This is a genomic window from Sphingomonas sp. (assembly GCF_024508665.1).
In the GTDB taxonomy this organism is placed as follows: Bacteria; Pseudomonadota; Alphaproteobacteria; order Sphingomonadales; family Sphingomonadaceae; genus Sphingomonas.
Genome location: NZ_JANINP010000003.1, coordinates 350294 through 372825, shown reverse-complemented (window position 1 = coordinate 372825; position 22532 = coordinate 350294). Strand labels below are relative to the sequence as shown.

Annotated in this window: 26 protein-coding genes; 14 read left to right on the top strand and 12 right to left on the bottom strand. The window is 64.8% G+C overall.

Going from position 1 to position 22532, the window contains the following annotated elements; genetic code table 11:
• Positions 1-60 precede the first annotated feature (60 nt).
• From argF to queE, 5 genes are all read left to right on the top strand, one after another.
• On the top strand, positions 61-978 hold the full coding sequence (gene argF / locus Q0L25_RS07020) for an ornithine carbamoyltransferase (RefSeq protein WP_296612804.1): 918 nt from the start codon (positions 61-63) through the stop codon (positions 976-978).
• A gap of 117 nt (positions 979-1095) precedes the next feature.
• Positions 1096-2004, top strand: coding sequence for an Hsp33 family molecular chaperone HslO (locus Q0L25_RS07015; RefSeq protein WP_296612803.1), 909 nt, complete (start codon positions 1096-1098; stop codon positions 2002-2004).
• Positions 2005-2053: 49 nt separating this feature from the next.
• Complete coding sequence (locus tag Q0L25_RS07010; RefSeq protein WP_296612801.1) at positions 2054-2470, top strand: hypothetical protein; 417 nt, start codon at positions 2054-2056, stop codon at positions 2468-2470.
• Positions 2471-2656: 186 nt separating this feature from the next.
• On the top strand, positions 2657-3340 hold the full coding sequence (queC, locus tag Q0L25_RS07005) for a 7-cyano-7-deazaguanine synthase QueC (protein ID WP_296612800.1): 684 nt from the start codon (positions 2657-2659) through the stop codon (positions 3338-3340).
• Between the two features lie 2 nt (positions 3341-3342).
• Positions 3343-3984, top strand: a complete 642-nt coding sequence (gene queE / locus Q0L25_RS07000; RefSeq protein WP_296612798.1) for a 7-carboxy-7-deazaguanine synthase — start codon at positions 3343-3345, stop codon at positions 3982-3984.
• 10 nt (positions 3985-3994) lie between these two features.
• Here queE and Q0L25_RS06995 read toward each other — a convergent pair whose 3' ends face one another.
• From Q0L25_RS06995 to lipB, 3 genes are all read right to left on the bottom strand, one after another.
• Positions 3995-4672, bottom strand: a complete 678-nt coding sequence (locus tag Q0L25_RS06995) for a hypothetical protein (protein ID WP_296612796.1) — start codon at positions 4670-4672, stop codon at positions 3995-3997.
• A 181-nt stretch (positions 4673-4853) separates the two neighbouring features.
• Positions 4854-5075 (bottom strand): hypothetical protein, encoded by a 222-nt coding sequence (locus Q0L25_RS06990; RefSeq protein ID WP_296612795.1) that lies wholly within the window; start codon positions 5073-5075, stop codon positions 4854-4856.
• A 67-nt stretch (positions 5076-5142) separates the two neighbouring features.
• Positions 5143-5820 carry a lipoyl(octanoyl) transferase LipB gene (lipB, locus tag Q0L25_RS06985; RefSeq protein ID WP_296612793.1) on the bottom strand — a complete coding sequence of 226 codons (678 nt, stop codon included), beginning with the start codon at positions 5818-5820 and terminating at the stop codon, positions 5143-5145.
• Positions 5821-5972: 152 nt separating this feature from the next.
• On the opposite strand from lipB, the gene Q0L25_RS06980 reads away from it, so the two are divergent.
• Both Q0L25_RS06980 and Q0L25_RS06975 read left to right on the top strand, forming a co-directional pair.
• A complete protein-coding gene (locus Q0L25_RS06980) occupies positions 5973-6791 on the top strand; it encodes a hypothetical protein (RefSeq protein WP_296612792.1) in 819 nt (272 codons plus the stop codon).
• 20 nt (positions 6792-6811) lie between these two features.
• Entirely contained in the window at positions 6812-7564 is a 753-nt protein-coding gene (locus Q0L25_RS06975; RefSeq protein ID WP_296612789.1) for a hypothetical protein, read from the top strand.
• Here the strand turns inward: Q0L25_RS06975 and hemF are convergent.
• Both hemF and Q0L25_RS06965 read right to left on the bottom strand, forming a co-directional pair.
• The gene (gene hemF, locus Q0L25_RS06970; RefSeq protein ID WP_296612788.1) at positions 7551-8393 is read right to left on the bottom strand and encodes an oxygen-dependent coproporphyrinogen oxidase; all 843 of its coding nucleotides are present in this window, start codon (positions 8391-8393) and stop codon (positions 7551-7553) included. The genes Q0L25_RS06975 and hemF overlap by 14 nt on opposite strands.
• Positions 8390-8839 (bottom strand): tRNA (cytidine(34)-2'-O)-methyltransferase, encoded by a 450-nt coding sequence (locus Q0L25_RS06965; protein ID WP_296612786.1) that lies wholly within the window; start codon positions 8837-8839, stop codon positions 8390-8392. The genes hemF and Q0L25_RS06965 overlap by 4 nt, the downstream gene beginning before the upstream one ends.
• A gap of 145 nt (positions 8840-8984) precedes the next feature.
• On the opposite strand from Q0L25_RS06965, the gene petA reads away from it, so the two are divergent.
• The 5 genes from petA (at position 8985) to Q0L25_RS06940 (ending at position 12895) form a co-directional block, all read left to right on the top strand.
• Positions 8985-9560, top strand: coding sequence for a ubiquinol-cytochrome c reductase iron-sulfur subunit (gene petA, locus Q0L25_RS06960; RefSeq protein WP_296612785.1), 576 nt, complete (start codon positions 8985-8987; stop codon positions 9558-9560).
• Positions 9561-9574: 14 nt separating this feature from the next.
• Positions 9575-10864, top strand: coding sequence for a cytochrome b N-terminal domain-containing protein (locus tag Q0L25_RS06955; RefSeq protein WP_296612783.1), 1290 nt, complete (start codon positions 9575-9577; stop codon positions 10862-10864).
• Between the two features lie 25 nt (positions 10865-10889).
• The gene (locus Q0L25_RS06950) at positions 10890-11750 is read left to right on the top strand and encodes a cytochrome c1 (RefSeq protein ID WP_296612782.1); all 861 of its coding nucleotides are present in this window, start codon (positions 10890-10892) and stop codon (positions 11748-11750) included.
• 60 nt (positions 11751-11810) lie between these two features.
• Positions 11811-12350: an adenine phosphoribosyltransferase gene (locus Q0L25_RS06945; protein ID WP_296612780.1), complete on the top strand. Its 540-nt coding sequence runs from the start codon at positions 11811-11813 to the stop codon at positions 12348-12350.
• Between the two features lie 116 nt (positions 12351-12466).
• On the top strand, positions 12467-12895 hold the full coding sequence (locus Q0L25_RS06940) for a hypothetical protein (protein WP_296612779.1): 429 nt from the start codon (positions 12467-12469) through the stop codon (positions 12893-12895).
• A 54-nt stretch (positions 12896-12949) separates the two neighbouring features.
• Here the strand turns inward: Q0L25_RS06940 and Q0L25_RS06935 are convergent, their stop codons facing one another.
• Genes Q0L25_RS06935 through Q0L25_RS06915 form a run of 5 tightly spaced genes read right to left on the bottom strand, consistent with a single transcriptional unit; the run spans position 12950 to position 17455 of the window.
• Positions 12950-13402 carry a MaoC family dehydratase gene (locus Q0L25_RS06935; RefSeq protein WP_296612900.1) on the bottom strand — a complete coding sequence of 151 codons (453 nt, stop codon included), beginning with the start codon at positions 13400-13402 and terminating at the stop codon, positions 12950-12952.
• A gap of 8 nt (positions 13403-13410) precedes the next feature.
• A complete protein-coding gene (locus Q0L25_RS06930; protein WP_296612776.1) occupies positions 13411-14700 on the bottom strand; it encodes a nucleotide pyrophosphatase/phosphodiesterase family protein in 1290 nt (429 codons plus the stop codon).
• Between the two features lie 57 nt (positions 14701-14757).
• Complete coding sequence (locus Q0L25_RS06925; RefSeq protein ID WP_296612774.1) at positions 14758-16371, bottom strand: hypothetical protein; 1614 nt, start codon at positions 16369-16371, stop codon at positions 14758-14760.
• 37 nt (positions 16372-16408) lie between these two features.
• The gene (locus tag Q0L25_RS06920) at positions 16409-16708 is read right to left on the bottom strand and encodes a hypothetical protein (protein WP_296612772.1); all 300 of its coding nucleotides are present in this window, start codon (positions 16706-16708) and stop codon (positions 16409-16411) included.
• A 9-nt stretch (positions 16709-16717) separates the two neighbouring features.
• A complete protein-coding gene (locus tag Q0L25_RS06915) occupies positions 16718-17455 on the bottom strand; it encodes a glutaredoxin (RefSeq protein WP_296612771.1) in 738 nt (245 codons plus the stop codon).
• Between the two features lie 43 nt (positions 17456-17498).
• On the opposite strand from Q0L25_RS06915, the gene Q0L25_RS06910 reads away from it, so the two are divergent.
• The gene (locus Q0L25_RS06910; protein ID WP_296612769.1) at positions 17499-17897 is read left to right on the top strand and encodes a MerR family transcriptional regulator; all 399 of its coding nucleotides are present in this window, start codon (positions 17499-17501) and stop codon (positions 17895-17897) included.
• A gap of 138 nt (positions 17898-18035) precedes the next feature.
• Complete coding sequence (locus Q0L25_RS06905; protein ID WP_296612768.1) at positions 18036-19577, top strand: DUF6438 domain-containing protein; 1542 nt, start codon at positions 18036-18038, stop codon at positions 19575-19577.
• Positions 19578-19586: 9 nt separating this feature from the next.
• Here Q0L25_RS06905 and ychF read toward each other — a convergent pair whose 3' ends face one another.
• Together ychF and Q0L25_RS06895 are read right to left on the bottom strand one after the other, a co-directional pair.
• Positions 19587-20684, bottom strand: a complete 1098-nt coding sequence (gene ychF, locus Q0L25_RS06900; protein ID WP_296612766.1) for a redox-regulated ATPase YchF — start codon at positions 20682-20684, stop codon at positions 19587-19589.
• Between the two features lie 147 nt (positions 20685-20831).
• Complete coding sequence (locus Q0L25_RS06895) at positions 20832-22532, bottom strand: hypothetical protein (protein ID WP_296612764.1); 1701 nt, start codon at positions 22530-22532, stop codon at positions 20832-20834.

The following is a 22532-nucleotide window of genomic DNA, read 5'->3' as shown; positions in this document are numbered from 1 at the left end:
GGCCCCTCCACCACTCGCTACGCGAGCGGTCCCCCACCCCGTGCCGGGGAGGAATTTTAGTTGCGGCACTTTCTCAACCTCGCCGATGCCGGTCCGGGCGGCGTCGCGGCAATCCTTGCGGATGCGCTCGACCGCAAGGCGGCGCGGGCTGGCTGGCCCAGGGGCAAGGTCGATGCCGACGCCCCGCTCGCCGGCCATGTGCTGGCGATGGTGTTCGAGAAGAACTCGACCCGCACCCGCTTCAGCTTCGACATGGCGATCCGCCAATTGGGCGGCACCAGCATCGTCACGGATGCCGGCCAGATGCAGCTTGGCCGTGGCGAGACCGTCGCCGACACCGCGCGCATCCTGTCGGGCTATGTCGACGCGATCATGATCCGGACCGACGACCACGCCAAGGTCGAGGAACTCGCGGCCTATGCCAGCGTGCCGGTGATCAACGGCCTGACCGACTATTCGCATCCCTGCCAGATCATCGCCGACCTGCAGACGGTGATCGAGGCCGGCTATTCGCTGCCGGGGCTCAAGGTCGCGTGGCTGGGTGACGGCAACAACGTGTTGACCTCGATGATGGAGGCGGCCGGGCTGATGCAGTTCGATGTGGTCGCGGCCTGCCCGCAAGGCTTTCAGCCGTCCGAAGCGGAGGTCGCTCTGGCGAACGGGCGTGCCAGGGTGGTGGGAACAGCGCGTGAAGCGGTGGAAGGCGCCGATATCGTCGTTACCGACACCTGGATCTCGATGGGACAGGAGCATGCCGACACCAAGCTCGCGGCGATGATGCCTTTCCAGGTCACCGGCGAGTTGATGGCGGGCGCGAAGCCGGGAGCGAAATTCCTTCACTGCCTGCCCGCGCATCGTGGCGAGGAAGTGACCGCCGAGGTGCTCGACGGGCCGCAATCGCTGATCTGGCCCGAAGCGGAGAACCGGCTGCACGCGCAGAAATCGATCCTGCGCTGGTGCTTCGGGCAGATCGGTTGATCGTGGGCGACGCTCTCCCCACATTCGTCACGCCGGCGCACGCCGGCATCTCATGCAATTTGGCGCAGCGCTGAACGCCAGAGACCCCAGCTTTCGCCGGGGTGACGAAGGACTGTTATGACCGCAGACGTTACCGACCTCGACCAGACGATCGGCTTCACTATTCCTGCCCGCCATGCGCGCGGCCGATTGGTGCGCCTGGGACCGGTGCTCGACGAAATCCTTGCCGCGCATGCCTATCCGCCGGCGATCGAACGGTTGCTCGCCGAGGCGCTGACCCTGACAGCATTGATCGGCTCGACGCTCAAGGATCCATCGGGACAACTGACCATCCAGGCGCAGACGCAGGCCGGCGTAGTGAAGCTGTTGGTATGCGATTATCGCGGCGGCGACTTGCGTGGCTATGTCCAATACGATGCCGACCGCCTGGCCGAGGCGCCGGAAGACCCGACGTTGTTCGCCTTGTTCGGCGAGGGATATCTGGCGATCACTTTCGATCTGGCGGAAACCGGCGAACGCTATCAGGGCATCGTGCCGCTCGACGGCGAAACGCTGGCCGAAGCCGCGGAAAGCTATTTCGCCCAGTCGGAACAGATCCCGACGCTGATCGGTTTCGGCGTGACGCGCGACAATGCCGGCCGTCACGTCGCCGGCGGGCTGCTGCTCCAGCATTTGCCGGAAGGTGAGATCGGACGCGAGCGGCTGCATGTACGGCACGACCATCCCGAGTGGGAGCATGTTGCAATCCTGGGGCGGACGATGGGGGCCGATGAACTCACCGACGCCGCGATCCCGTTGGAAACCCTCATCTGGCGCCTGTTCAATGAAGAAGAGGAAGTGCGCGTCCAGACGCGGTCGGATTTCCGTAAGGGATGCCGTTGCGACGCCGCCTATATCGCGGGCGTGCTCGCGAAGTTCACGACCGAAGATCGGCGCGAGATGGCCGACGAGCACGGCATGATCCATGTCGATTGCGCATTTTGCGCGAAGTCGTTTCCGGTGCCGGCGGAATCCGCCGCCCTGTAGTTGTAACACTGCCCGTCCATCGCCACATTTGAATGGCACAGGAGTGGGCATGGGGAAGGGGACCATCATCTTGGCCGCGTTTGCGGCTATGGCGGGGCTGGGCGCCGGTGTCGCGGTAGCGGCGGGGCCGGCTGCGCTCGATCGGTTGACCTTGGGGCAATGGCAATTGCACGAGATCGGCCGGGCTGACACGCCGCGTCAGATCTGCATGCACAATCCCTTGCAGATGGTGCAGCTGTTCCACCCGGCGGTGCAATGCACGCGCTTCACCATCGACGATGCGCCCGATCACGTCACGATCCATTACACCTGTCAGGGCCGTGGCTACGGCCGCACCACGATCACGCTGGAAAACCCCTCCCTGATTCGCCTCGATACCCAGGGCATCGATCCCTCGGGGCAGCCGTTCGACGTGGTCTACGAGGGGCGGCGTACGGGTGCGTGCGCGCTGCCTCCGGTCCGTTAAGCCCGCGTTTAGGGTCCCTGCTCTATAGCGGAGAGGTGCTCTTCGGGCACGCTTTCCTCCCTGAAAGACGCTGGAAGCGTCCAGACTGGGCCGCCGCAAGGCGGCCCTCTTCTTTTACGTCTGCACCCTCGTCCGCCCCTCTTCCGCTTGCGGGAGAGACCCTAACCTCCTAGCTCCCGCCCGATTATGGAAAACACATCGCCTTTGGCGGTCGCGCTGATCTCGGGCGGCCTCGATTCAATGGTCGCCGCGGCCTCGATGAAGGCGGCGGGATATCGCCTGCTCGCGCTCTCGATCGATTATAATCAGCGTCATCAGATCGAGCTGGCGGCGGCCCGCCGCATCGCGACGACCTTGGGCGCCGAACGCCATGTCGTGCTGCCCCTCGACCTGCGCGCGTTCGGCGGTTCGGCGCTGACCGCGGAGATCGACGTTCCCAAGCAAGGTGTCGGCGCCGACATTCCCATCACTTATGTGCCCGCCCGCAACACCATCTTCCTCAGCCTTTCGCTCGGGTGGGCCGAGGCAGCGGGCGCGCGCGACATGGTGATCGGCGTCAACGCGCTCGATTATTCGGGCTATCCCGATTGCCGCCCGGAATTCGTCGCCGCCTTCGAGGACATGGCGGCGCTCGCGACCAAGGCAGGGGTGGAGGGCGACCGTTTCCGCGTCCACGCGCCGCTACAGCACATGAGCAAGGCGGATATCGTTCGCGAAGGTACGCGGCTCGGACTCGATCTCGGTATGAGCTGGTCGTGCTACGATCCCGCGCCTGGCGGTGTGCATTGCGGCCTGTGCGACAGCTGCCGCTTGCGCTCCAAGGGTTTCGAGGAAGCCGGTATTCCCGACCCGACGCGCTACGCCGCCTGACGATGAGCTACGCGGTCAAGGAAATGTTCCTCACGCTCCAGGGAGAGGGCGTGAATGCGGGGCGCCGCGCCGTGTTCATTCGCTTCGCCGGATGCAATCTATGGTCGGGGCGCGAACAGGATCGCGCGGCCGCGATCTGCCGTTTCTGCGACACCGATTTCGTCGGCACCGATGGCGAAGGCGGCGGGCGCTTCGCCGATGCGGCCTCCCTTGCCGCGGCCGCGGCGAGTTTCTGGGGCGAGGGGCGCGAGGAGCGATTCTGCGTGCTCACGGGTGGTGAGCCGATGCTGCAGGTAGATGACGCGCTGGTCGACGCGCTGCACGCGTCCGGCTTCACCATCGCGATCGAAAGCAACGGTACGCTTGCCGTGCATCCCGGAATAGATTGGGTCTGTATCAGCCCCAAGGCTGGCAGCGAGGTTGTTCAGCGATCGGGCGACGAGCTGAAACTGGTCTGGCCCCAGCCGGGTACCAACCTTGATGCGCTGGAATCCTGGGATTTCGCCCATCTGCTCGCGCAACCGCTCGACACTGGATCGGCCGAAGGCAATGCCGGGAGCGAGGCCGAGGCAATCGCCCTGGTCATGGCGCGCCCGCGCTGGCGCCTGACGCTTCAGGCGCACAAGCGGTTGGGCCTGCGCTAGGGCTTTAACCTCAGCGTTTCTTCTTCTTGGCGCTGCTGCCGCAATAGGTCGCGCTATAGCGGCCCTTTCGCCAGCAGTCGGGCTGGAAGTCGGGCAGGAACAGATAGGTCCGGGAATAGAAGGCCCGCGGGAATTGCTGTTCGCCATAGGGGACCAGGCTGTTGCGCAGCTCGCCCATGTACCGCGTCGCGACCTCGCCCAACTGGCCGCGCGGCGCGAAGATCACTTCGCGACCGATCTTGCTTGCGGTCTGGCAGAAGCCATATTGCGCGGCGACGGTGGCGAAAGCCGAATAGGTGCGTGTGCTGAAGCGGTCGAACGCGGCCTGGCCCGCGGCCTTGGTCTTGGCGCTGCGAACGAAATAGCCGTTGATCGTGTCGAGCGAGCTTTTGAGCTCGGCCGTATGGTCGTGCAGCATCGCGTTGTAATTGTCGACCGTGAGCAGCATCGGCGCGAAATCGCATTGCAGCGCCGCGACGTTGAGCGCGGCGCGGAGGTTCCATACCAGTCCGGCGCGGACTTCCGCCGGCGTCGCGCCAGGCATCGGCATGCCCATTTCGGGTTCGACACCAGTCACCGCGTTACTGCTGAAATCATAGGATTTCAGGAAAAACTGCGCCGATGCCGGTGATCCGGCGAACACGCCGGCGGCGAGCGACAGGCCCGCCATGATACGCACGATCGTCATCCTCGTCCCTTCTCGCGCCCCCTGCGCCGGCCCTTTCCTACGGTGATTTTTCTGCGCGCCCAAGAGGTTTCCTTGCCTCTTGGATTCGCCGAAGGGTCACCACGAATCGAAAGGGGCCGCCCGACGAACGGACGGCCCCTCGAAACCTAACCATCCGCCGGAAGGCGGACGACCAGACGAATTACATCGTCGTGTTGGTCGTGGTCGTGGTGTCGTTCGACATCATGTCGGTGCCGTTCATGGCGCCGCCATCGACCGCAGTCATGTTGTCGGTGGTGGTTTCGTCAGTGACGTTCATGTCGGTGACATTGGTGGTGGTTTCGGTCTTGCTGCAGGCCGAAACCGCCAGGGCGGCGCCCGCGATCATGGTGCCGATCACGGCCTTCGAGATGAAAGAACGCATTTGGAAGCTCCCTAGATAGTGGATTTGGTCGGCTTTTCCGGCCTTATCACCCAAATCGAGGGGGACATTAGACACTAATCCGATGTTGCTCAAGCCGCTTTTCGTGCGCGGAAAGCGCATCGAGAAAGTCGGGCAGATGAGCCGCCAATGCCGTGTCAAATGCCTCAACCGAAATGGTTTTTCCAAGCGCTGCCGCACTGGTCACGGCATAGTCGGCCAGACCGCAAGGCACGATTCCGCCAAAATGTGCGAGATCAGGATCGAGGTTGATCGCGAAGCCATGCAGCGTAACCCACCTCTTCACACGCACCCCGATCGCGCCGATTTTCGCTTCGGCGGCACCGTGCCCCGTCCAGATACCGACGCGCCCCGACTCGGCTCGTGCCGCTATTCCGAAATCCGCCAGCGTCGCGACGAGCCAATTTTCGAGTTCATGGATGAAACAGCGGACATCGCGGCCCCGGCGATTCAGGTCGAGCACCAGATAGCCGACGCGCTGGCCGGGGCCGTGATAGGTGTAGCGGCCGCCGCGCCCGGTCTGCACGACGGGAAAGCGGGGGTCGATCAGTTCGGCGGGATCGGCGCTGGTGCCGCCGGTATAGACCGGCGGGTGTTCGAGCAGCCAGACGAGCTCCCGCGCATCGCCCGCAGCGACTGCGGCGGCACGAGCCTCCATGGCGGCGAGACTATCGGCATAAGGCACTTGCTCGGCCGAGACGCGCCATTCGATATCGGCGGGGATCATCGCGCGGGGCTACTCCCGCGCACCGACATGGCGCAAGTCGCCGGCCGCCCCAGGATGCTTGGGTGAGGGCGTTGCCAGTCGTGAGCACACGCCCTAGTCAGGCGTCCTCGGGCCGGCGACTGGGTCGGTATGTGGGAAATCGGGGGCCGCATATGGTCAATATGGGAAACGTCTGGGATCGTACCACCGAATTCCTCAGCGATAATCTGGGCGCGGTGGTTCCGATCGCTTTACTGACGATCTTTGTGCCACAATCGATATCGGGCGCGATCAAGCTTGCCGGCGCGGCGGTTGCGCCGGGGCTGGGGCAAGGCATCATGCTGGCCTTGCTGCTTCCGATGTTGTGGGGCCAGCTCGCCATCGCCGCGCTGGCGCTGCGGCCCGATGCCGGACGCAGCGTTGCGCAATCGACCGCGACGCGCCATTTCCTCCACTATCTGCTGGCGATTCTGATCCTGTTCGCCGTGCTCGTCTTGCTGTTCCTGCCGATTATCCTCGCGATGGTCGCGAGCGGGGTTGATCTGGCCGCGCTGACCAGCGCGACCGCCGCACCGAAGCCCGACATTTCGCCGGCCATGGCCGGGTTCATCGTCCTTTACGGGCTGGCCTGGCTGATCTTCGCGGTGTTCGTGTCGGTCAGGTTCAGCACCTTGCTCGTCGCGGTGGTCGCGGCCGAAGGCGGCGTGGTCGCCGCATTGCGGCGGTCGTTCGCGCTCAGCCGGGGAATTGCCTGGAAGCTGCTCGGCGTCGTGCTCCTGTTTGGACTGGTCGTCGGCGTCGCCTCGATCGCGGTGACGTCGGTGTTCGGTACCCTGTTCCGCTTTCTCGACCCTAGCGCCGGGCCGATCTCGATCGGGTCGATCATCGTCGCGATCCTCGGGGGGCTGGTGACGACGGCTTATTATGTCGTCCAGTCGAGCTTCATGGCCAAAGTCTATCTGGCGGCGACGTCGGCGCGCGAGGGCGTGTGAAAGTCACTTTTCCTGGCTTGATGCGCGATGCCTGGCGATTATGGCGGCGCGATTGGGACGTGCAGACGGCGGTGGCTGGGCTGTTCATCTTCCTGCCCGCGCTAGCGATGGCGATGTTCATTCCCGATATGCCCGCGCCGCCCGGGACAAGCGAAGCCGTGCCGGGTTCGGTCACGATGACGGCCTATGAACAGGGTCTCACGCAATGGATGCTCAGTTACGGCGGCTGGCAGGTCGCCGCGCAAGCCGTCGTGCTGTTCGGCCAATTCGCGATCGTCGCCTTGTATTTGGCGGGCGATCGCCCGCCGACGGGCAAGGCGCTGATGGCTGCGGCGCGGCGTTATCCGCTGTTGCTGCTTGCGGGGCTGATCATTGCCGTGCCGATCGCGGCGGCCCTGTTGCTGGCGCAGGCATTGCCGCTGCTGATGGTCGCGTTTTTCGTGATCGTCTTCTGGGTATTGGCGCGGACGATTGCGTTGGCGCCAACCTTGCTGGCCGAAGCGCCCGTCGGCGCCTTGAAGGCGATCACGCGTAGTCTGCATTTGACCCGCGGCAACACGCTTGCGCTCGCCGCTTCGGTGATGACGGTAATCCTGGCGATGACGATCGCGACCTGGCCGTTCGAGCAGATCGACGCCTGGATGGTGGCGCACGCGCCCAATCCGATCGCGCGCGCGCTGGTCGACGCGATGGCTGCTGCGATCACCGGCCTAGGCGGGATCGCCATGTCGCTGGTCCAAGTCGCCGCATATCGTCGGCTCAGGACCAGGTAGCGACCGGCGGCAGGCTCATCAGAATCGCGTCGATATTGCCGCCGGTCTTGAGGCCGAACAACGTTCCGCGGTCATAGACCAGGTTGAATTCGGCGTAGCGGCCGCGCCACTCGCGCATCGCGGCCATGTCGGCGTCGGTGAACGCGTCGCCCATCCGTCGCCGCACGATCCGCGGAAAAGCGTCCAGGAACGCGCGACCGACATCCTGGGTGAAGGCGAAATTGGCGGCGAAATCGCCTTCTAGATGATCGTAGAAAATTCCGCCGACGCCGCGATGCACCTTGCGATGCGGGATATAGAAATAATCGTCGGCCCATTGCTTGAAGCGCGGATAATGGCCGGGATCGTGGCGATCGCACGCGGCCTTGAGCGTTGCGTGGAAGTCCGCGGTGTCCGCCGCCACGGGCAATGGCGGGTTGAGGTCGGCGCCGCCGCCGAACCAACGCTTGGTGGTCACCAGGAAGCGCGTGTTCATGTGGACGGCGGGAACGTGCGGATTGGCCATGTGCGCGACCAGGCTGATTCCGGTCGCGAAGAAGGTGGGGTCCTCGGCCGCGCCGTGGATCGTCTTGCCGAACTCGCCTTCGAACGCGCCGCCTACGGTCGACACGTTGACGCCGACTTTCTCGAACACCTTGCCCTTCATCACGCCGCGCACGCCGCCGCCACCATCCGCGCCCGACGGATCGATGCGGTCCCAAGGCGTATAGTCGAACCTCGCGTCGGACCCGGCCTCGTGCTCGATCGATTCGAATTCGGCGCAGATCAGGTCGCGGAGCTGCTCGAACCACTGTTTAGCGGTCGCCTGTTCGACGTCCAGCTCCTTCATTCGGGCCATCCCTTCGTCTGTCGTAATGCTTCGCCGAGCGCGATGGCGGCGGAAATCGCAACGTTCAAGGACCGAAAGCCGGGCCGCATCGGAATCATGACCCTGAGATCGGCGCGATCATGGACCGATTGCGGCACGCCCGCGCTTTCCGATCCCAGCAGCAGGATATCGTCGAGTTGGAATTCTGCCGCGTCGAGACGCACCGCGCCCATGGTGGACAATAGGACGATGCGCCCGGTGACCCCTGCTTCGAATGCCGCCCAGTCGGCGTGACGCGTGACCTCGGCCTGCGCGGCATAGTCCATTCCGGCGCGCGCCAAGGCGCGGTCGGAAAAGGCGAATCCCATCGGTTCGATCAGATCGACGGGCACGCCGAGGCAGGCCGCCAGGCGCAAGATGGTGCCGACGTTTCCGGCAATGTCGGGCTGGTGAAGAGCGATGCGCATAAAAACCCGTTGGCAAAGCGGTATGCCCGTGTCTATCAGGCGCGCAACTTCCGTGGGGACGGAAGGGTTCTGGCGGGCGCGCGGCCTCCTAAAGGCTGGCTCCCCAAGCGTTCCGCCGCCGGATTTGAAGTGCAAGGGCAGGTGAATGGCGACCGTTGACGATGTGATTCCGGAGGGTGAGTCGCCCGATAGCGTGAGCGATCCGCGTCGCCGTGACTTCCTGAACATTGCCGCCGTGGCGTTTCCCGCCACCGCCGGCGCGGTCGCGGTGCTGTTTCCGCTGATCAACCAGATGAGCCCGTCGGCCGACGTGCTCGCGGAATCGACCACCACGGTCGATCTGTCGAAGATCCAGCCGGGCCAGGGCGTCATCACGACGTTCCGCAAACAGCCTTTGTTCGTGCGCAACCTGACGCCGAAGGAAGTCGCCGAGGCCAATGCGGTGCCGCTGTCGGAGCTGCGCGATCCCGAAACGCTCGAGAAGCGGACCCAGCCGGGGCATGAGAACTGGCTGATCACGCTCGGCGTCTGCACCCATCTGGGCTGCATCCCGCTCGGCATCAACGAGGGCGACAATCGCGGCAAGTTCGGCGGCTATTTCTGCCCGTGCCACGGCTCGCAATACGACACGGCCGGGCGCATCCGTCAGGGACCGGCGCCGAAGAATCTCGCCGTGCCGCCGTACAAGTTCACGTCGCCGACCGCGATTCTGGTCGGTTAAGGGGGTAGAAGAAGATGAGTTTCCCCTGGGCCAATCACTACGAGCCGAAACAGCCGTTCATGCGCTGGCTCGATGAGAAGCTGCCGTTGCCGCGCCTGGCGTACAACGCCGTGGGCGCCGGCTATCCGGTGCCGCGCAACCTCAATTATTTCTGGAATTTCGGCGTTCTCGCCGGCGCCGCCCTGGCGATCCAGATCGTCACCGGCATCGTTCTGGCGATGCATTATCATTCGGACGCCGCGACCGCTTTCTCGTCGATCAACGGCACGATCATGCGCGACGTCAATGCCGGCTGGTTCTTGCGCTATGCGCACGCCAACGGCGCGTCGATGTTCTTCATCGTCGTCTACACGCACATCTTCCGCGGTCTCTATTACGGATCGTACAAGGCGCCGCGCGAGATGGTGTGGCTGCTCGGCGTGGTCATCTTCCTGCTGATGATGGCGACCGCGTTCATGGGGTACGTGCTTCCCTGGGGCCAGATGAGCTTCTGGGGCGCGCAGGTCATCACCGGCTTCTTCTCCGCGATCCCCGGGATCGGCGAGACGATCCGCGTATGGCTGCTCGGCGGCTACGCGCCGGACGATGCCGCGCTCAACCGCTTCTTCTCGCTCCACTACCTGCTGCCGTTCGTGATCGCGGCGGTTATCATCCTCCACATCTGGGCGCTGCACATTCCGGGGTCGGGCAACCCGACCGGTGTCGACGTCAAGGGTGAGCAGGACACGGTGCCCTTCCATCCCTATTACACGGCGAAGGACGGCTTCGGACTGGGCGTCTTCCTGCTCCTGTTCGCGGCGTTGATCTTCTTCTTCCCAGACATGCTGGGCCATCCGGACAATTACATCGCGGCGAATCCGTTGCAGACGCCGGCGCACATCGTCCCCGAATGGTATTTCTGGCCGTTCTACGCGATCCTGCGCTCGTTCACCTCGGACTTCATCTTGCCGGCCAAGCTGTGGGGCGTGCTCGCGATGTTCGGGTCGATCCTGCTGCTGTTCTTCCTGCCGTGGCTCGACTCGTCGCCGATCCGCTCGAACAACTACCGGCCCAAGGCACGGATCGCTTTCTGGGTACTCGTGCTCGACGTGCTGATCCTGGGCTATTGCGGCGGTTCGCCCGCCGATCCGCTCTACGTGATCGTCGCCCAGGTCTGCTCGGCTTACTACTTCCTGCACTTCCTCGTGATTCTGCCGTGGATCGCGCGGACGGAGCGGCCGGTGGCGCTGCCGAATTCGATCACCGAGGCTGTGCTGGCGGGCAAAGGCGGGACGAGCCCGGCCGAAACCGCGCTGGCGCACTGAGCGAGCTATAGGGGATATAAGACAGATGGTTCGCTGGATTGCAGCTCTGGTCGGTTTGGCGTTTGCGGGCGTGCTCGCGATCGCACTGGTCATCACCGTATCGGGCGTCGTGTCCGACAGCACGCCCAAGATCTGGACGGGCGCGCCGAAAACGGCCGAAACCGAGTTTCACAAGCATCCGCGCGATGCGGGGTTGAGCTCGGCGGGCGTGTTCGGCAAGTTCGACAAGCAGCAGCTGCAGCGCGGCTTCCAGGTCTATAAGGAAGTCTGCTCGGCGTGCCACTCGCTGAAGTACGTCGCGTTCCGCGACCTCGCCGGCCTCGGCTATAGCGAAGGCCAGGTGAAGACGATCGCCGCGAGCTTCGACAACATCCCGTCGATCAATCCCGACACGGGTGAAGTGGCGACTCGCAAGGGTGTGCCGGCCGACCATTTCCCGCTGGCGTTCGCCAATGACATCGCCGCGCGTGCAGCCAACAACAACGCGATCCCGCCCGATCTCAGCTATATGACGCGCGCCCGCCACGGCGGTGCCGACTATGTCTATTCGCTGCTGACCGGATATCAGGATCAGCCGGCGGCGCTGCTGAAGGAATTCCCGGACGCCAAAACGCCGAACGGGCTGCACTTCAATCCGTATTTCGCGAACCTCAACATCGCGATGCCGCCGCCGCTCCGGTCGGAAGGCCAGGTGCAATATTCCGACGGCACCAAGCCGACGGTCGACAACATGGCGCGCGACGTGGCGGCTTTCCTGGTGTGGACCGCCGATCCCAATCTGGAGACGCGGCACCAATATGGCTTCATGGCGGTGATCTTCCTGCTCGCTTCTAGCCTGCTGGCCTTCGGCGCCTACCGGAACGTCTGGCGCGACGTGAAGCATTGATCGGGGCGCGGCCGGAAGCGGCCGCGTCACTTTCCATCGTCATCCCGCGCGGAGTTCGCGATGACCCACGCCAATGATGACCTCAAGGCACTGATCCGCACGATCCCGGACTTTCCCAAGCCCGGGATCATGTTCCGTGACATCACGACCTTGCTGCTCGATGCGCAAGGGTTGGCCGAAACCATCAGGCGCATGGCGTCGGCGGTCGACGGCCCGGTCGATCTCGTTGCCGGGATCGAGGCGCGCGGGTTCCTGTTTGCCGCCGCCCTCGCTGTACCGCTCAACGCCGGCGTGCTGCTGATCCGCAAGGACGGCAAGCTGCCCGGCGTGACGATCGCGGAGGATTATGCGCTGGAATACGGCACCGATCGCATCGCCATGCACGAGGACGCGCTGGTCCCCGGCCAGCGCGTGTTGCTGGTCGACGATCTGATCGCCACGGGAGGTACGGCGCGGGCTGCCATCCGTTTGTTGCGCAAGGCTGGCGCGGTGGTCGATCAGGTCCAGTTCGTCATCGACCTGCCCGATCTCGGCGGTGCCGCCGCGCTGGAAGGCGATGGGGTAAAGGTAACCTCGCTATTCGCTTTCGAAGGGCACTGACCGGTCCGATCGGACTGAAACGGTCCTTCAGGAACTGATTTCGCCTCCGAATCGTTCTGTCTGGTTAGTGGCAGCGGCGCGTTCTTGCCGCGGCTCCGGTGTATGGAGGCGTTTCAATGAAGATCGGCATCATGATGTTGGGTGCGGCGTCGCTGCTCTCGCTGGGCGGCTGCGTCGATGACGGATACGGCTATAGCAGCGTGAGCGTCGGCTATGGTTCGCCGGGCTATTACGGCGACTATTACAGCGATTTCTACGACGGCGGGTACGGCGTGCCTTATTATGGCTGGTATAACGGCTATTATTATCCGGGCAGCGGCTATTACGTGTACGATCGCTATCGCCGTCCGCACCGCTGGACCGGCAGCCAGCAATATTATTGGCAGAATCGCGGCAGCCAATGGCGCGGCTCCAACCGCGGCGAGGAATGGCGTGGCTTCCAGCGCGGCCCGCGAGCCGGCGGTAATGACGGCTATCGCTGGCGCGGTAATGGGGGCGGTAATTGGCGTGGTCGTGGTAATGACGGCGGCCGCCGTCCGCACTGACGATCAAGCCTGAAGCCCGGAGCTTCCCCTCCCTTGTAGGGAGGGGGTGTCGGCCTATTCCTCTGCGGGTCGCGTGCGGATCAGCCCGTTGGCGATGTAGGTCATGACCGCTTGGTCATGCTGGTTGAAGACCGTGGTCCGCCCCTTGGTGATGCCCATTTCCGGGCGGCTCCGCGACACGCGCTTCTCCAGCAATTCGGTCTCGCAGCGCAGCGTGTCGCCTGGATAGACCGGCTTCAACCAGCGCAATTCGTCTAACCCCGGCGAGCCGAGGCCTGCCGAGCGTTGGTCCTTCATATTTTCGACCGCCATCCGCATCGCCATTGCGGCGGTGTGCCAACCGCTTGCCGACAATCGCCCGAAATGGGTCTGGGCCGCGGCTTCGTCGGACAGATGGAAAGGCTGAGGGTCGTATTTGGATGCGAACTCGACGACTTCTTCGCGCGTCACTTCATAGCGGCCGAAACTCGCTTTGGTGCCGACCACCAAGTCTTCGAAATATTTCAGATCGTCGCTCATTTTACCAATGCTCCCCGGAACGGTGCGTCATCGCCGTCGAGACCCTGTCCGGGCGCCAGACCGATCAGGTCGCGCAGCAGCGGCGCGACGTCGACATTGTCGAAGGTCGGAATCCGGCCCAGCGGCTTGATCGCCGGTCCGCTGGCGATGAACAGCGCCCGCATCTCCGGTGCGTCATTGTCATAGCCGTGCGCGCCGCCCTCGACCTTGTGCTTGGGCGGATGGACGACGACCGTCCAGCCGGCGTCGGGCAGGCACAGGATCGCCGGCACGCGCGGGTTCCTCCCGTAATGGAGGCGCTCCGGCACCTCGGCCTTGCGATAGCAGGTGAGGTGCGGGCCATGGGCGCCGAGCAGCGCCTTTTCGACCATTGCCTCCTTGCCGGCCTTGGGATTGATCGAGGCATAGACGCCATCTTCGACCACGTCGTAATCGTCGGAATTGCTGAACCTATCGAGCACGATCAGCCGATCCTGAGAAATCGCCGCCATGCCGTGATCGGCGACGATCACCAGATTCGCCGGCTGACCTAGCTTGGCGAGTTCCTCACGCAGCCTCCCGATCGCCTTGTCGACATTGGCGACCGCGTCGGTCGTGCGCTGGTCGTCCGGACCATATTCATGGCCAGCCGTATCGACCTCGTCGAAATAGAGCGTGACGAAGCGCGGGCGCGTCTCGGCAGGGCGGCGCAGCCAGTCGATGACGCTGTCGACGCGCTGGCGATCGGTGAGCGCCTGGTTGAACTGCAGCCAGTCCTCGGGCCGCGTGCCGCCGGTGATCGGATTGGGCCAGTCCTTCGATCGCTCGCCACCCCAGGCGACGTTCGATCCGGGCCAGAAGGCGGTAGCGGTGCGGACCCCGGCCTTTTCCGCGGTTACCCAGATGGGTTCGGCGGCGTTCCACCAGAACGGGTCGTCGGACGCCATGGTGAAAGTGTCGCCCGGCCGTGACGCGTCGAGCATCTTGTTGGCGACGATGCCGGTGCGGTCGGGGCGCAGTCCCGTGACCAAGGTCCAATGATTGGGGAACGTCTTGGACGGGTAGCTCGGCCGCATCGCGCTGCTGATCCCGGCGGCGGCGAGCGCGCTGAGATTGGGAGTGACGCCCCGATCGAGATAATCGGCGCGGAAGCCGTCGATCGACACCAGGATCGTGACCGGCGCCTTCGTCTCGGTTTGGGTTGGCGAGGCGGCGCTGGCCGGGATGCTTTGCGGCGATGACGCCCAAGCCTGAACCGACAGTGACGCAGCAACAACAAGAATGGCGGCCCGGACGATCCAGCGCATCAACGACTCCTTGGTCGATCCGCGCTGGCCATGCCGGGCCGCCAGCCTGCGCGCAAGCTATCCGCCGAGGCTCAGTTTAACGAAGCCCGTCCAACCCGCCGGCGATTTGCCATAGGCGGTGTCGAGCACCGACGGCTTGGCGATCAGGAACCCGCTACCACCAATCGCGGCCTCGAGCGGGCCGACCAGCTTGAGCCGATAGGCGTAACCGAGTTCGGCGCGCGTCACCCGGAACTTGCGGTCGTGCAACGGATCGAGCGGATCGGGGAACAGCTCGTCATTGGCCAGATTCTCAATTCGCCCGAACACGCTGTGATGGGCGCTGATATCCCAATTGGCTTCTCCCAGCCATGCGGTCAGCGCGCGTCCGGGCAGACGGTTCTTGACCGCGAACCCGGCGAGCGCGGAAAAGCCGCCGCGCGCATATTGCACGGTGGCGGTCGTCCGCGCTTCGTCCTGGCCGGGCTCCAGCGCTTCGGGACTCTTCAGCCGCCCATAGCTGGCCTGGGCCGACCAATAAGGAGACGGATTCCAGCTGGCGCGCACGCTCAACGAATCGAGCTTGGGCGTTTCGATGTCCCAGCGATGCTGGTCCGGCTCGCGCCCGCGGAACCCCGATCCTTCGATCTGCCAATGGTCGCCGTAAAGCCCGGCGGTGACCACGCCGAAGGTGATGTGGGTGCTGTCGAACCAATGGTGCGTGATCGGCGCAAGCGGCAAATATTTCGCCGAGGCGCGATGCATGAAGGCGGAGGGTCCAAGCGCCGGCTCGGCGACCGGACCGCCATAGACGAACCCGGTCAATCCCTTGGTCAACGGCACGTCGACACGTGCCGCCAACTCCATGAAGAGATCGTGCGGATGCTGGCGATCGACCAATGGGGTCACGCCATCGGCGCTCTCTCCGGTCGCGAACAGGCTGGGATAGCCTTTCGCCCCCATGAGAGCGTCGAGGCTCAGCATCGACCGCAATGTCAATCGCGCGGCGCCGAAGTCTCGCTCCGCGTCGATCATCGCCATCGAGGTGACGAACGCCTCGTCGCGGCCGCGCGGACCCGACTGATTGGTATAGCTGCCCCAGGCATAGCCGTGGAGCATCACCATCCAGTCCCCGCTCGCGAGGTGGAGGCCATGCATCATCCCCTCCGCACCCGGCAGACGCGAGGTGCCGGAGCCCTTTGCAAAGGGTTGCGGCGCACCGGACATGTCCATCCCCGGCATCGCAGCCATCTTCCCGTCGCCGGCGCGCGCGCCAGGCGCGGGCATCGGCATGGTCATGCCCGGCATGGCCGCGGGCGGCTGTTCAGGTGCGGGCTTGTCGGCGGGCATGGATGGCGACGCCTGTGGGGCAGACATATCCATCCCCGGCATCGTCATGGGCATCGGCGAGCCGGGTGGCGGAGAGGTGGGTGTTGGCGGCCCCATCTCCATCCCGGGCATGGAATCACTGTTAGCGGGATTCGGCCCGGACGCGCGTGCCGCCCTGCGGCGCCTCGACTTGTGCGCGGGTGCCCGCTTCTTGGCGGCCTTGGCCTTGGTATTCGGCTTGGCCGCCGGCTTGGCGGGCATTTTCATGCCGGGCATCGACATGCCGCCCATGCTCTGGGCGGCCGCCATGCCGGGCAGCATCGCGACCGCCGCTGCGGCCACGAGCCATCTGGTGCTGATCATCGAAAATCTCCGTGGAATAGGGGAAGCGTTGAGGGCTTCACTCAATCCTGGGCGGAGGCGGGATGGGGGCCTTATCGGGCAATATTGTCAGCACCGCGATGCGGGAGAGCGGCGCGGGAGCAGGGATGGATACCGGCGGCAGCACCCTTACGGCGTTCCAATCCCCGATCGGGACACAACCGACGCAGAGATGCTGCTGCGGTATGGGTGCCTTGTGCTCCGGGCCGGGCATAGGGTGTCCGGCCATTGCCATCGGCTGCATGCCATCATGCGCGCCAGCCGGCATGGCGGGCGTGCCGAATGCGAGCATGACGAAGAGGATCAGCCGAAGCAGCATGGCAACGTTCTAACGCGCCAACATCCAGATCGCCATCGCGACCATCATCAAATTCTCGGTCAACGATACGAAGCCCAGCGGGACGTTGCTCGACCCGCCGACGCAGGCGCATTTGAGCGCGCGTTTGTCGACATAGACGGCCTTGAACACCGACACCGCACCGATGCCGCCGATGAACAAGGCGACGGGAATCGACAGCCATGTCGCGGCATGGGCAGCCATCAGCACGCCAGCCAGCGCTTCGGCGAACGGATAGATGTAGCCGTACGGTACCCAGCGCTGGGCAAGCAGATCGTAATTGAGGAACATCGTCGAAAAGCGCTCGACGTCCTGCAGCTTGAGGATGGCGAGGACACACATGCTGAACGCGATGAACCATTCGCCCGCCATCACCGTGAACGGCGAACCCGTCGCGGCTTGGCTGGCGGCGAGCGCCATCAGCGCGGTCATCGCGAACACGGCGATGACCGGGCGATAGCTGGTCTCGTCCTTGGCCGGCACATGTTTGCCGAAGAAGCGGCGGAGGTCGTCGTTGCCGCCGATCCGCCGGCCATCGATGAACGTCTGTGGGGTGGTGGCGACTTTGTGCTCGGCCTTGAACGCGTCCGTCTCCTCGCGCGTCCGCAGCCAGTGATCGTCGACCTGGTAACCGTGCGATTCGAGCAGCCATTTGGATTTGCGGCCATAGGGACAGACATGCTCGGGCATGACCATGCGATAGAGCGTTGCGTGCTTTGCGTTTTCCATGACGCTTCCCATATAGGTTCCGTACCATGGTACGGAGTCAAGCATGGCCGGAATGACGATCGGTAAATTGGCCGCTTCGGGCGGCGTGGGCGTCGAGACCATCCGCTATTATCAACGCCGCGGCCTGCTGAAGGAGCCGCCTCGCGACGAAACATATGGTGGCGTCCGCCGCTACGGCGCGTCGGATGTGCAGCGGCTTCGGTTCATCCGGGCGGCGCAGGGCGCGGGGTTCACGCTCGACCAGATCGCCGAGTTGCTCGAGCTCGACGCGACCGATGATCGCACCCGGGCGCGCGAACTCGCGACCGAGCGGATCGCCGCGCTGGATGCGAAGATCGAGGAACTGGCGGCAGCACGCGCGGCGCTCGCCCGATTGGCCCATGATTGCGCCAATTCGGATGCGGGACCGTGCCCCATCCTGATGGCGTTCGATCATGGCTAGTCCTGCCATTTGACGGCGCGACGCAATTCTCTATTCTTGATACATTGTATCATTTATAGGAGGGGGATGATGCGAGCAGCTACGATCCTGGTTGGGTTTCTGGTAGCAGCTCCGGCGGAGCGGACGGCCACGGTGGGCATGGCCGACGAAACGATCGCGTCGCACAAACTTTCCGGTGCGGACGTGGTTGAGGTCGATCGTCCCGAAGACGCGGCCATGTCCAGCTCATCGATCGACGTCGTTATATCGCCCGGGGGAGATGTCATCGACGCACGACCGTCCTATCGCAACACGGCCTCCGATGACGCGAGCGCGGTACTCGCCGCGGCGCGCCAATGGAAATTCCGACCCTTCGTCTATGCCGGCCGTCCGATCACAGCAACGGGGAGGATACAGATCCTGCCGAGGTTGAAGCCGGTGTGGGCGGAGCCCGACGCACCCTTCCCCGCAATCGATTACGATCACCTCAAGATCGAGTTGACGCGCTCCGCCTGCTTTGGCTCGTGTCCGGATTATAAAGTCACCATCGACGGTGCGGGGAACGTCATGTTCTCCACGCGTGAGGAGCCAGCAGATCCAGTAGCCGGTATTCATCGGCGCTTTTCACCCGGTCGCGGCGTGCTGATCGAGGGGGTGCATCGGGCGAAGGTAGATCGTGCGGCGCTCGACGCGCTGATCGGGAAGTTTCGCACCGCTCGGTTTTTTGGTCTGAAGAAAGATTATTTCTATCCTGTCACCGACAATCCGACGCAGATCATTCGCTTCGCCAGCGGCAAGAACGATCTGACGGTGACGGACTATGTCGGCGTTGCCGCTGGCATGCCGCCTGAGGCGAAAATGCTCGAGAAAGCGATCGACGATGCCGCGGGAACGGCGCGATGGGTTAAAGGGAATGGGGAGACGCTGGCCGCATTACGTGCCGAAGGGTTCGACCCCGTCGGCAATCAGGCCGCCGATCTTGCGGTGGCCGCGGTCGCGCAGGGCGGCGACCCGCTGGTCCTGGATTTGATTGCCGCCGGCTTGCCGCTTGACCGCGTCTACACACCCGAGCGGAAGGGGATGGTCGCAGCGCCGCTAGGCGCGATATTACTGCTCCGCGCTGTTGAACAGGGGCGGCCGCGCGTTGCACAGGCGCTCATTGATCGCGGCTGGGCGGCAAAAGTAGGTCGTGACGCGCTGCAGGCTGCGTTCGTTAGCGGCGCCGGCGGGTGCGATATCGGGGTCGTCCGTGCGCTGGTCGCGGAGGGAATAGATCCAAGACATGTCTCGCCCGAAGCGTCAGCCGACAATTTCGCTGCGCCGACCGCCCTGGCAGCAGCGCTCGGCGATTCCTGGCGGTGCGAGGAATTGGGGGCGGAGCGCTTCGACTACCTTCGCGGATTAGTCGCACTTGGGGTAAATGCCGAAGCCGGCGGCTCATACGGCAAAACGCTATTTTACGGAGTCAAAAGCCCCACGGCGGTGGAGATGCTGCTTGCCGCAGGCGTGCGCGCCGATGTGAAAGGCAAAGACGGCCTATCGCCTGCCTTCGATAGCTGGACCGACGAAATCGTACTGCGTTTGCTCGATGCGGGCGCCGACCCGTCGGGCAAGAAGGACGGCAAAACGCTGCGCCAGATCGCGGCCGAGCATCAAATGGCTGGCACGCTCTCCTGGCTCGACGCGCACGGAATGAAGTAGCGCCGGCTTCTAGCTGTGCAGGAAGTGCATCACGTCGCCGTCCTGGACGACGTAGCCCTTGCTCTCGGCGCGGAGCTTGCCGGCCTCGCGCGCGCGGCTTTCGCCGCCCAGGGCGACATAATCGTCGTAGGCGATCGTCTCGGCGCGGATGAAGCCCTTTTCGAAATCGGTGTGGATCTCACCGGCAGCTTCGGGCGCAGTGGCGCCGGCGTGGACGGTCCAGGCGCGTGCTTCCTTCGGCCCGACGGTGAAGAAGGTGAGGAGGTGGAGCAATTTGTACCCTGCGCGGATGACGCGGGCGAGGCCGGTTTCCTCCAGCCCCAACTCCGCCAGGAACTCGCCGCGATCCTCGACGGGCATGGTCGCGATCTCCGCCTCGATCGCGGCGGAGACGATCACCGCCTCGGCGCCCTCGGCCTTGGCCTTTTCGAACACGCGCGCCGAATGCGCGTTGCCGTGCGCCGCATTGGCTTCCTCGACATTGCAGACATAGAGGACGGGCTTGGCGGTCAGCAATTGCGCCTGCGAGAAGACGCGCGCTTCCTCGGCGTCCTTGGGCTGGGTCAGCCGGGCCGGCTTGCCGTCACGCAACAGGTCGAGCGCCTGGCCGAGCACGCTGGCGGCGATCTTCGCTTCCTTGTCGCCCTGCGCCGCCTTCTTGGCGAAATTGGGCACGCGCTTTTCGAGGCTCTCCAGGTCGGCGAGCATCAATTCGGTCTCGACCGTCTCGGCATCCGCGATCGGATCGACCTTGCCTTCGACATGGGTGACGTCGCCGTCCTCGAAGCAACGCAGAACATGGACGATCGCGTCGACCTCACGGATATTGCCGAGGAACTGGTTGCCCAGCCCTTCGCCCTTGGAGGCGCCGCGCACCAGCCCGGCAATGTCGACGAAAGCGAGCTGGGTCTCGATGATCTTCTGCGAACCGGCGATGGCGGCGAGCTTGTCCAGCCGCGGATCGGGCACCGCGACGTTACCGACATTGGGTTCGATCGTGCAGAACGGATAATTCGCCGCCTGCGCCGCCGCCGTCTCGGTCAGCGCGTTGAACAAGGTCGACTTGCCGACATTGGGAAGGCCGACAATGCCGCAACGGAAACCCATGTAAATCGTCCTCAAGCTCTCGGGGGAAGGCCCGGCGCCTACTCGCCCGGTCGCGTGCTGGCAAGGATGGGGCGATCGACGTGCGCAAGGACAGCGGCCCGAGCATCAGCCCGGGCCGCTTCTCGCACCTCAAAAATCGAGACGCGCTCAGTGTTTGTGATCGCCACCGCCGCGGCCATTACCACCGCCGCCTCTCGGCGCGGCCGGAGCGGCAGCGCGTGGCGGCGGTGCCGGACGCGCCATTTGCGGTGCGGGCCGAGCCATTTGCGGCGCCGGGCGGGCCATTTGCGGCGCGCGCGGCTGGAAGGCCGGCCGGTTCATTTGCGGAGCCGGGCGCATCCCGCCATTGCCGCCCCCGAAACGCGGTGCTTGCGGCCGTGGCGCGGTGATCTGCGGTTGCGGGCGCGGCGCCTGCAAACGCGGACGATCGTTGCCGCCATTGAAGCGCGGCTGGAAGCGCGGCGTCGCTGCACGCGGCTCAAGACGTGGTGCGTCCATTTGCGGGCGTCCGCCACTGTGGCCCATCTGGGGCTGTGGGCGCGATGTAACGACACGCGGCTGGGGCTGGGGTTGCGCGCCGAAGCGCGGGCCATTGCCCCGCATCCCATGGTCACCGCGCATAGCTGCGAGCTGGGCGCGATCGGGATTACCTTGCGGACCCGCCATACGCGGCGGGTTCGGCTGACCTTGCTGCCGCGGCGCGAAGCGGCCGGCGGGCGTGTTGGCCTGCGGTTCGCGAAGCGCGCGCATGGGACCCGCGCCTGGGCGCTGTTGCTCGCGGGCTGCGATCATCGCCTGACGACGAGGGTCGTTGGCTCGCGGCGCGACGGCATTCGGCGCGCGGTTGCCCGGCTCGAACCGCTGGCGGTCACCGAACAGGCCCTGCGGCATGCTGGGCGCGCCGCGATTGGCGTGTGGCGCGTCGGCCAAACGCACGCGATCGTCCCTGGCCGGCAGAAAACGCTTCTGATCGCGTGCCCAGCTTGCCGAGGACCAGGTCGCGGGGATGGCGCGTGGTGGTGGCGGGCTGCGGAACGAATCGTCGCGCCATGCCGCGAAACGGCGGGCGTCAGCCTGGCGGCGAATGCCTTCCTCGCGCCAGTAATTGGCCTGAGTCGCGCTCACGCGGCTGCTGTAGTCGCGCCATTGCGGCTGACGATCCCGAGTCGCATACCAGCGCGCCTGCATGGCGGAAATCGCCGCGCTGCGTGCCGCCCAATTGGCGGCGCTGACCGCGCGCCGATCGCCGCGGCGGGATGCGAGATACAGATCGCGTCCGCGCGCCAGATAGCGGCCGGCATAATCGAGCCGCGCGCCGTAATCCGAATAGGGCACGACCCCGCCGTAACTATCATAGACCACCGCCAATTGGCCGTCGTCATAGCCATAGCCATAATAAGGATCGCGAACGAAATAGGGTTCGTCGGCGCCGGGGCGGTAATAATAGTAACGATAGCCGTCATCGACCGGCTCGAGGAAAACGACCGATTGGTCATAGCCTTCCCAAGCCCAGGGATCGGCGCCGTCATAATCGAAATAATAATCGGGCGGTGCGTCGCCCAGCACCCGCTGATAATCGTAAGCAGCGTCGGCATAACCGTAATAATCGCGCGGATTGGCGACGCGGACGGTGCGCACCGGCCGCGCCTCGGGCAGTGCCGCGACTTCGGGCGCGGTCGGCCAGGCGGTGGACGGACTCGCGTCGAGCGGTAGGGTCGCCGGTAGCGCCGGCGGGGCCGCCGCCGTCATCTGCTGGTCGTTGCCCTTGCCGCACGCCGACAACGCCGCGGCGAGCGCGATGGTCGCGGCGGTCGCCAGCCGGCGATGACGGAAAATACTATTGTCCAC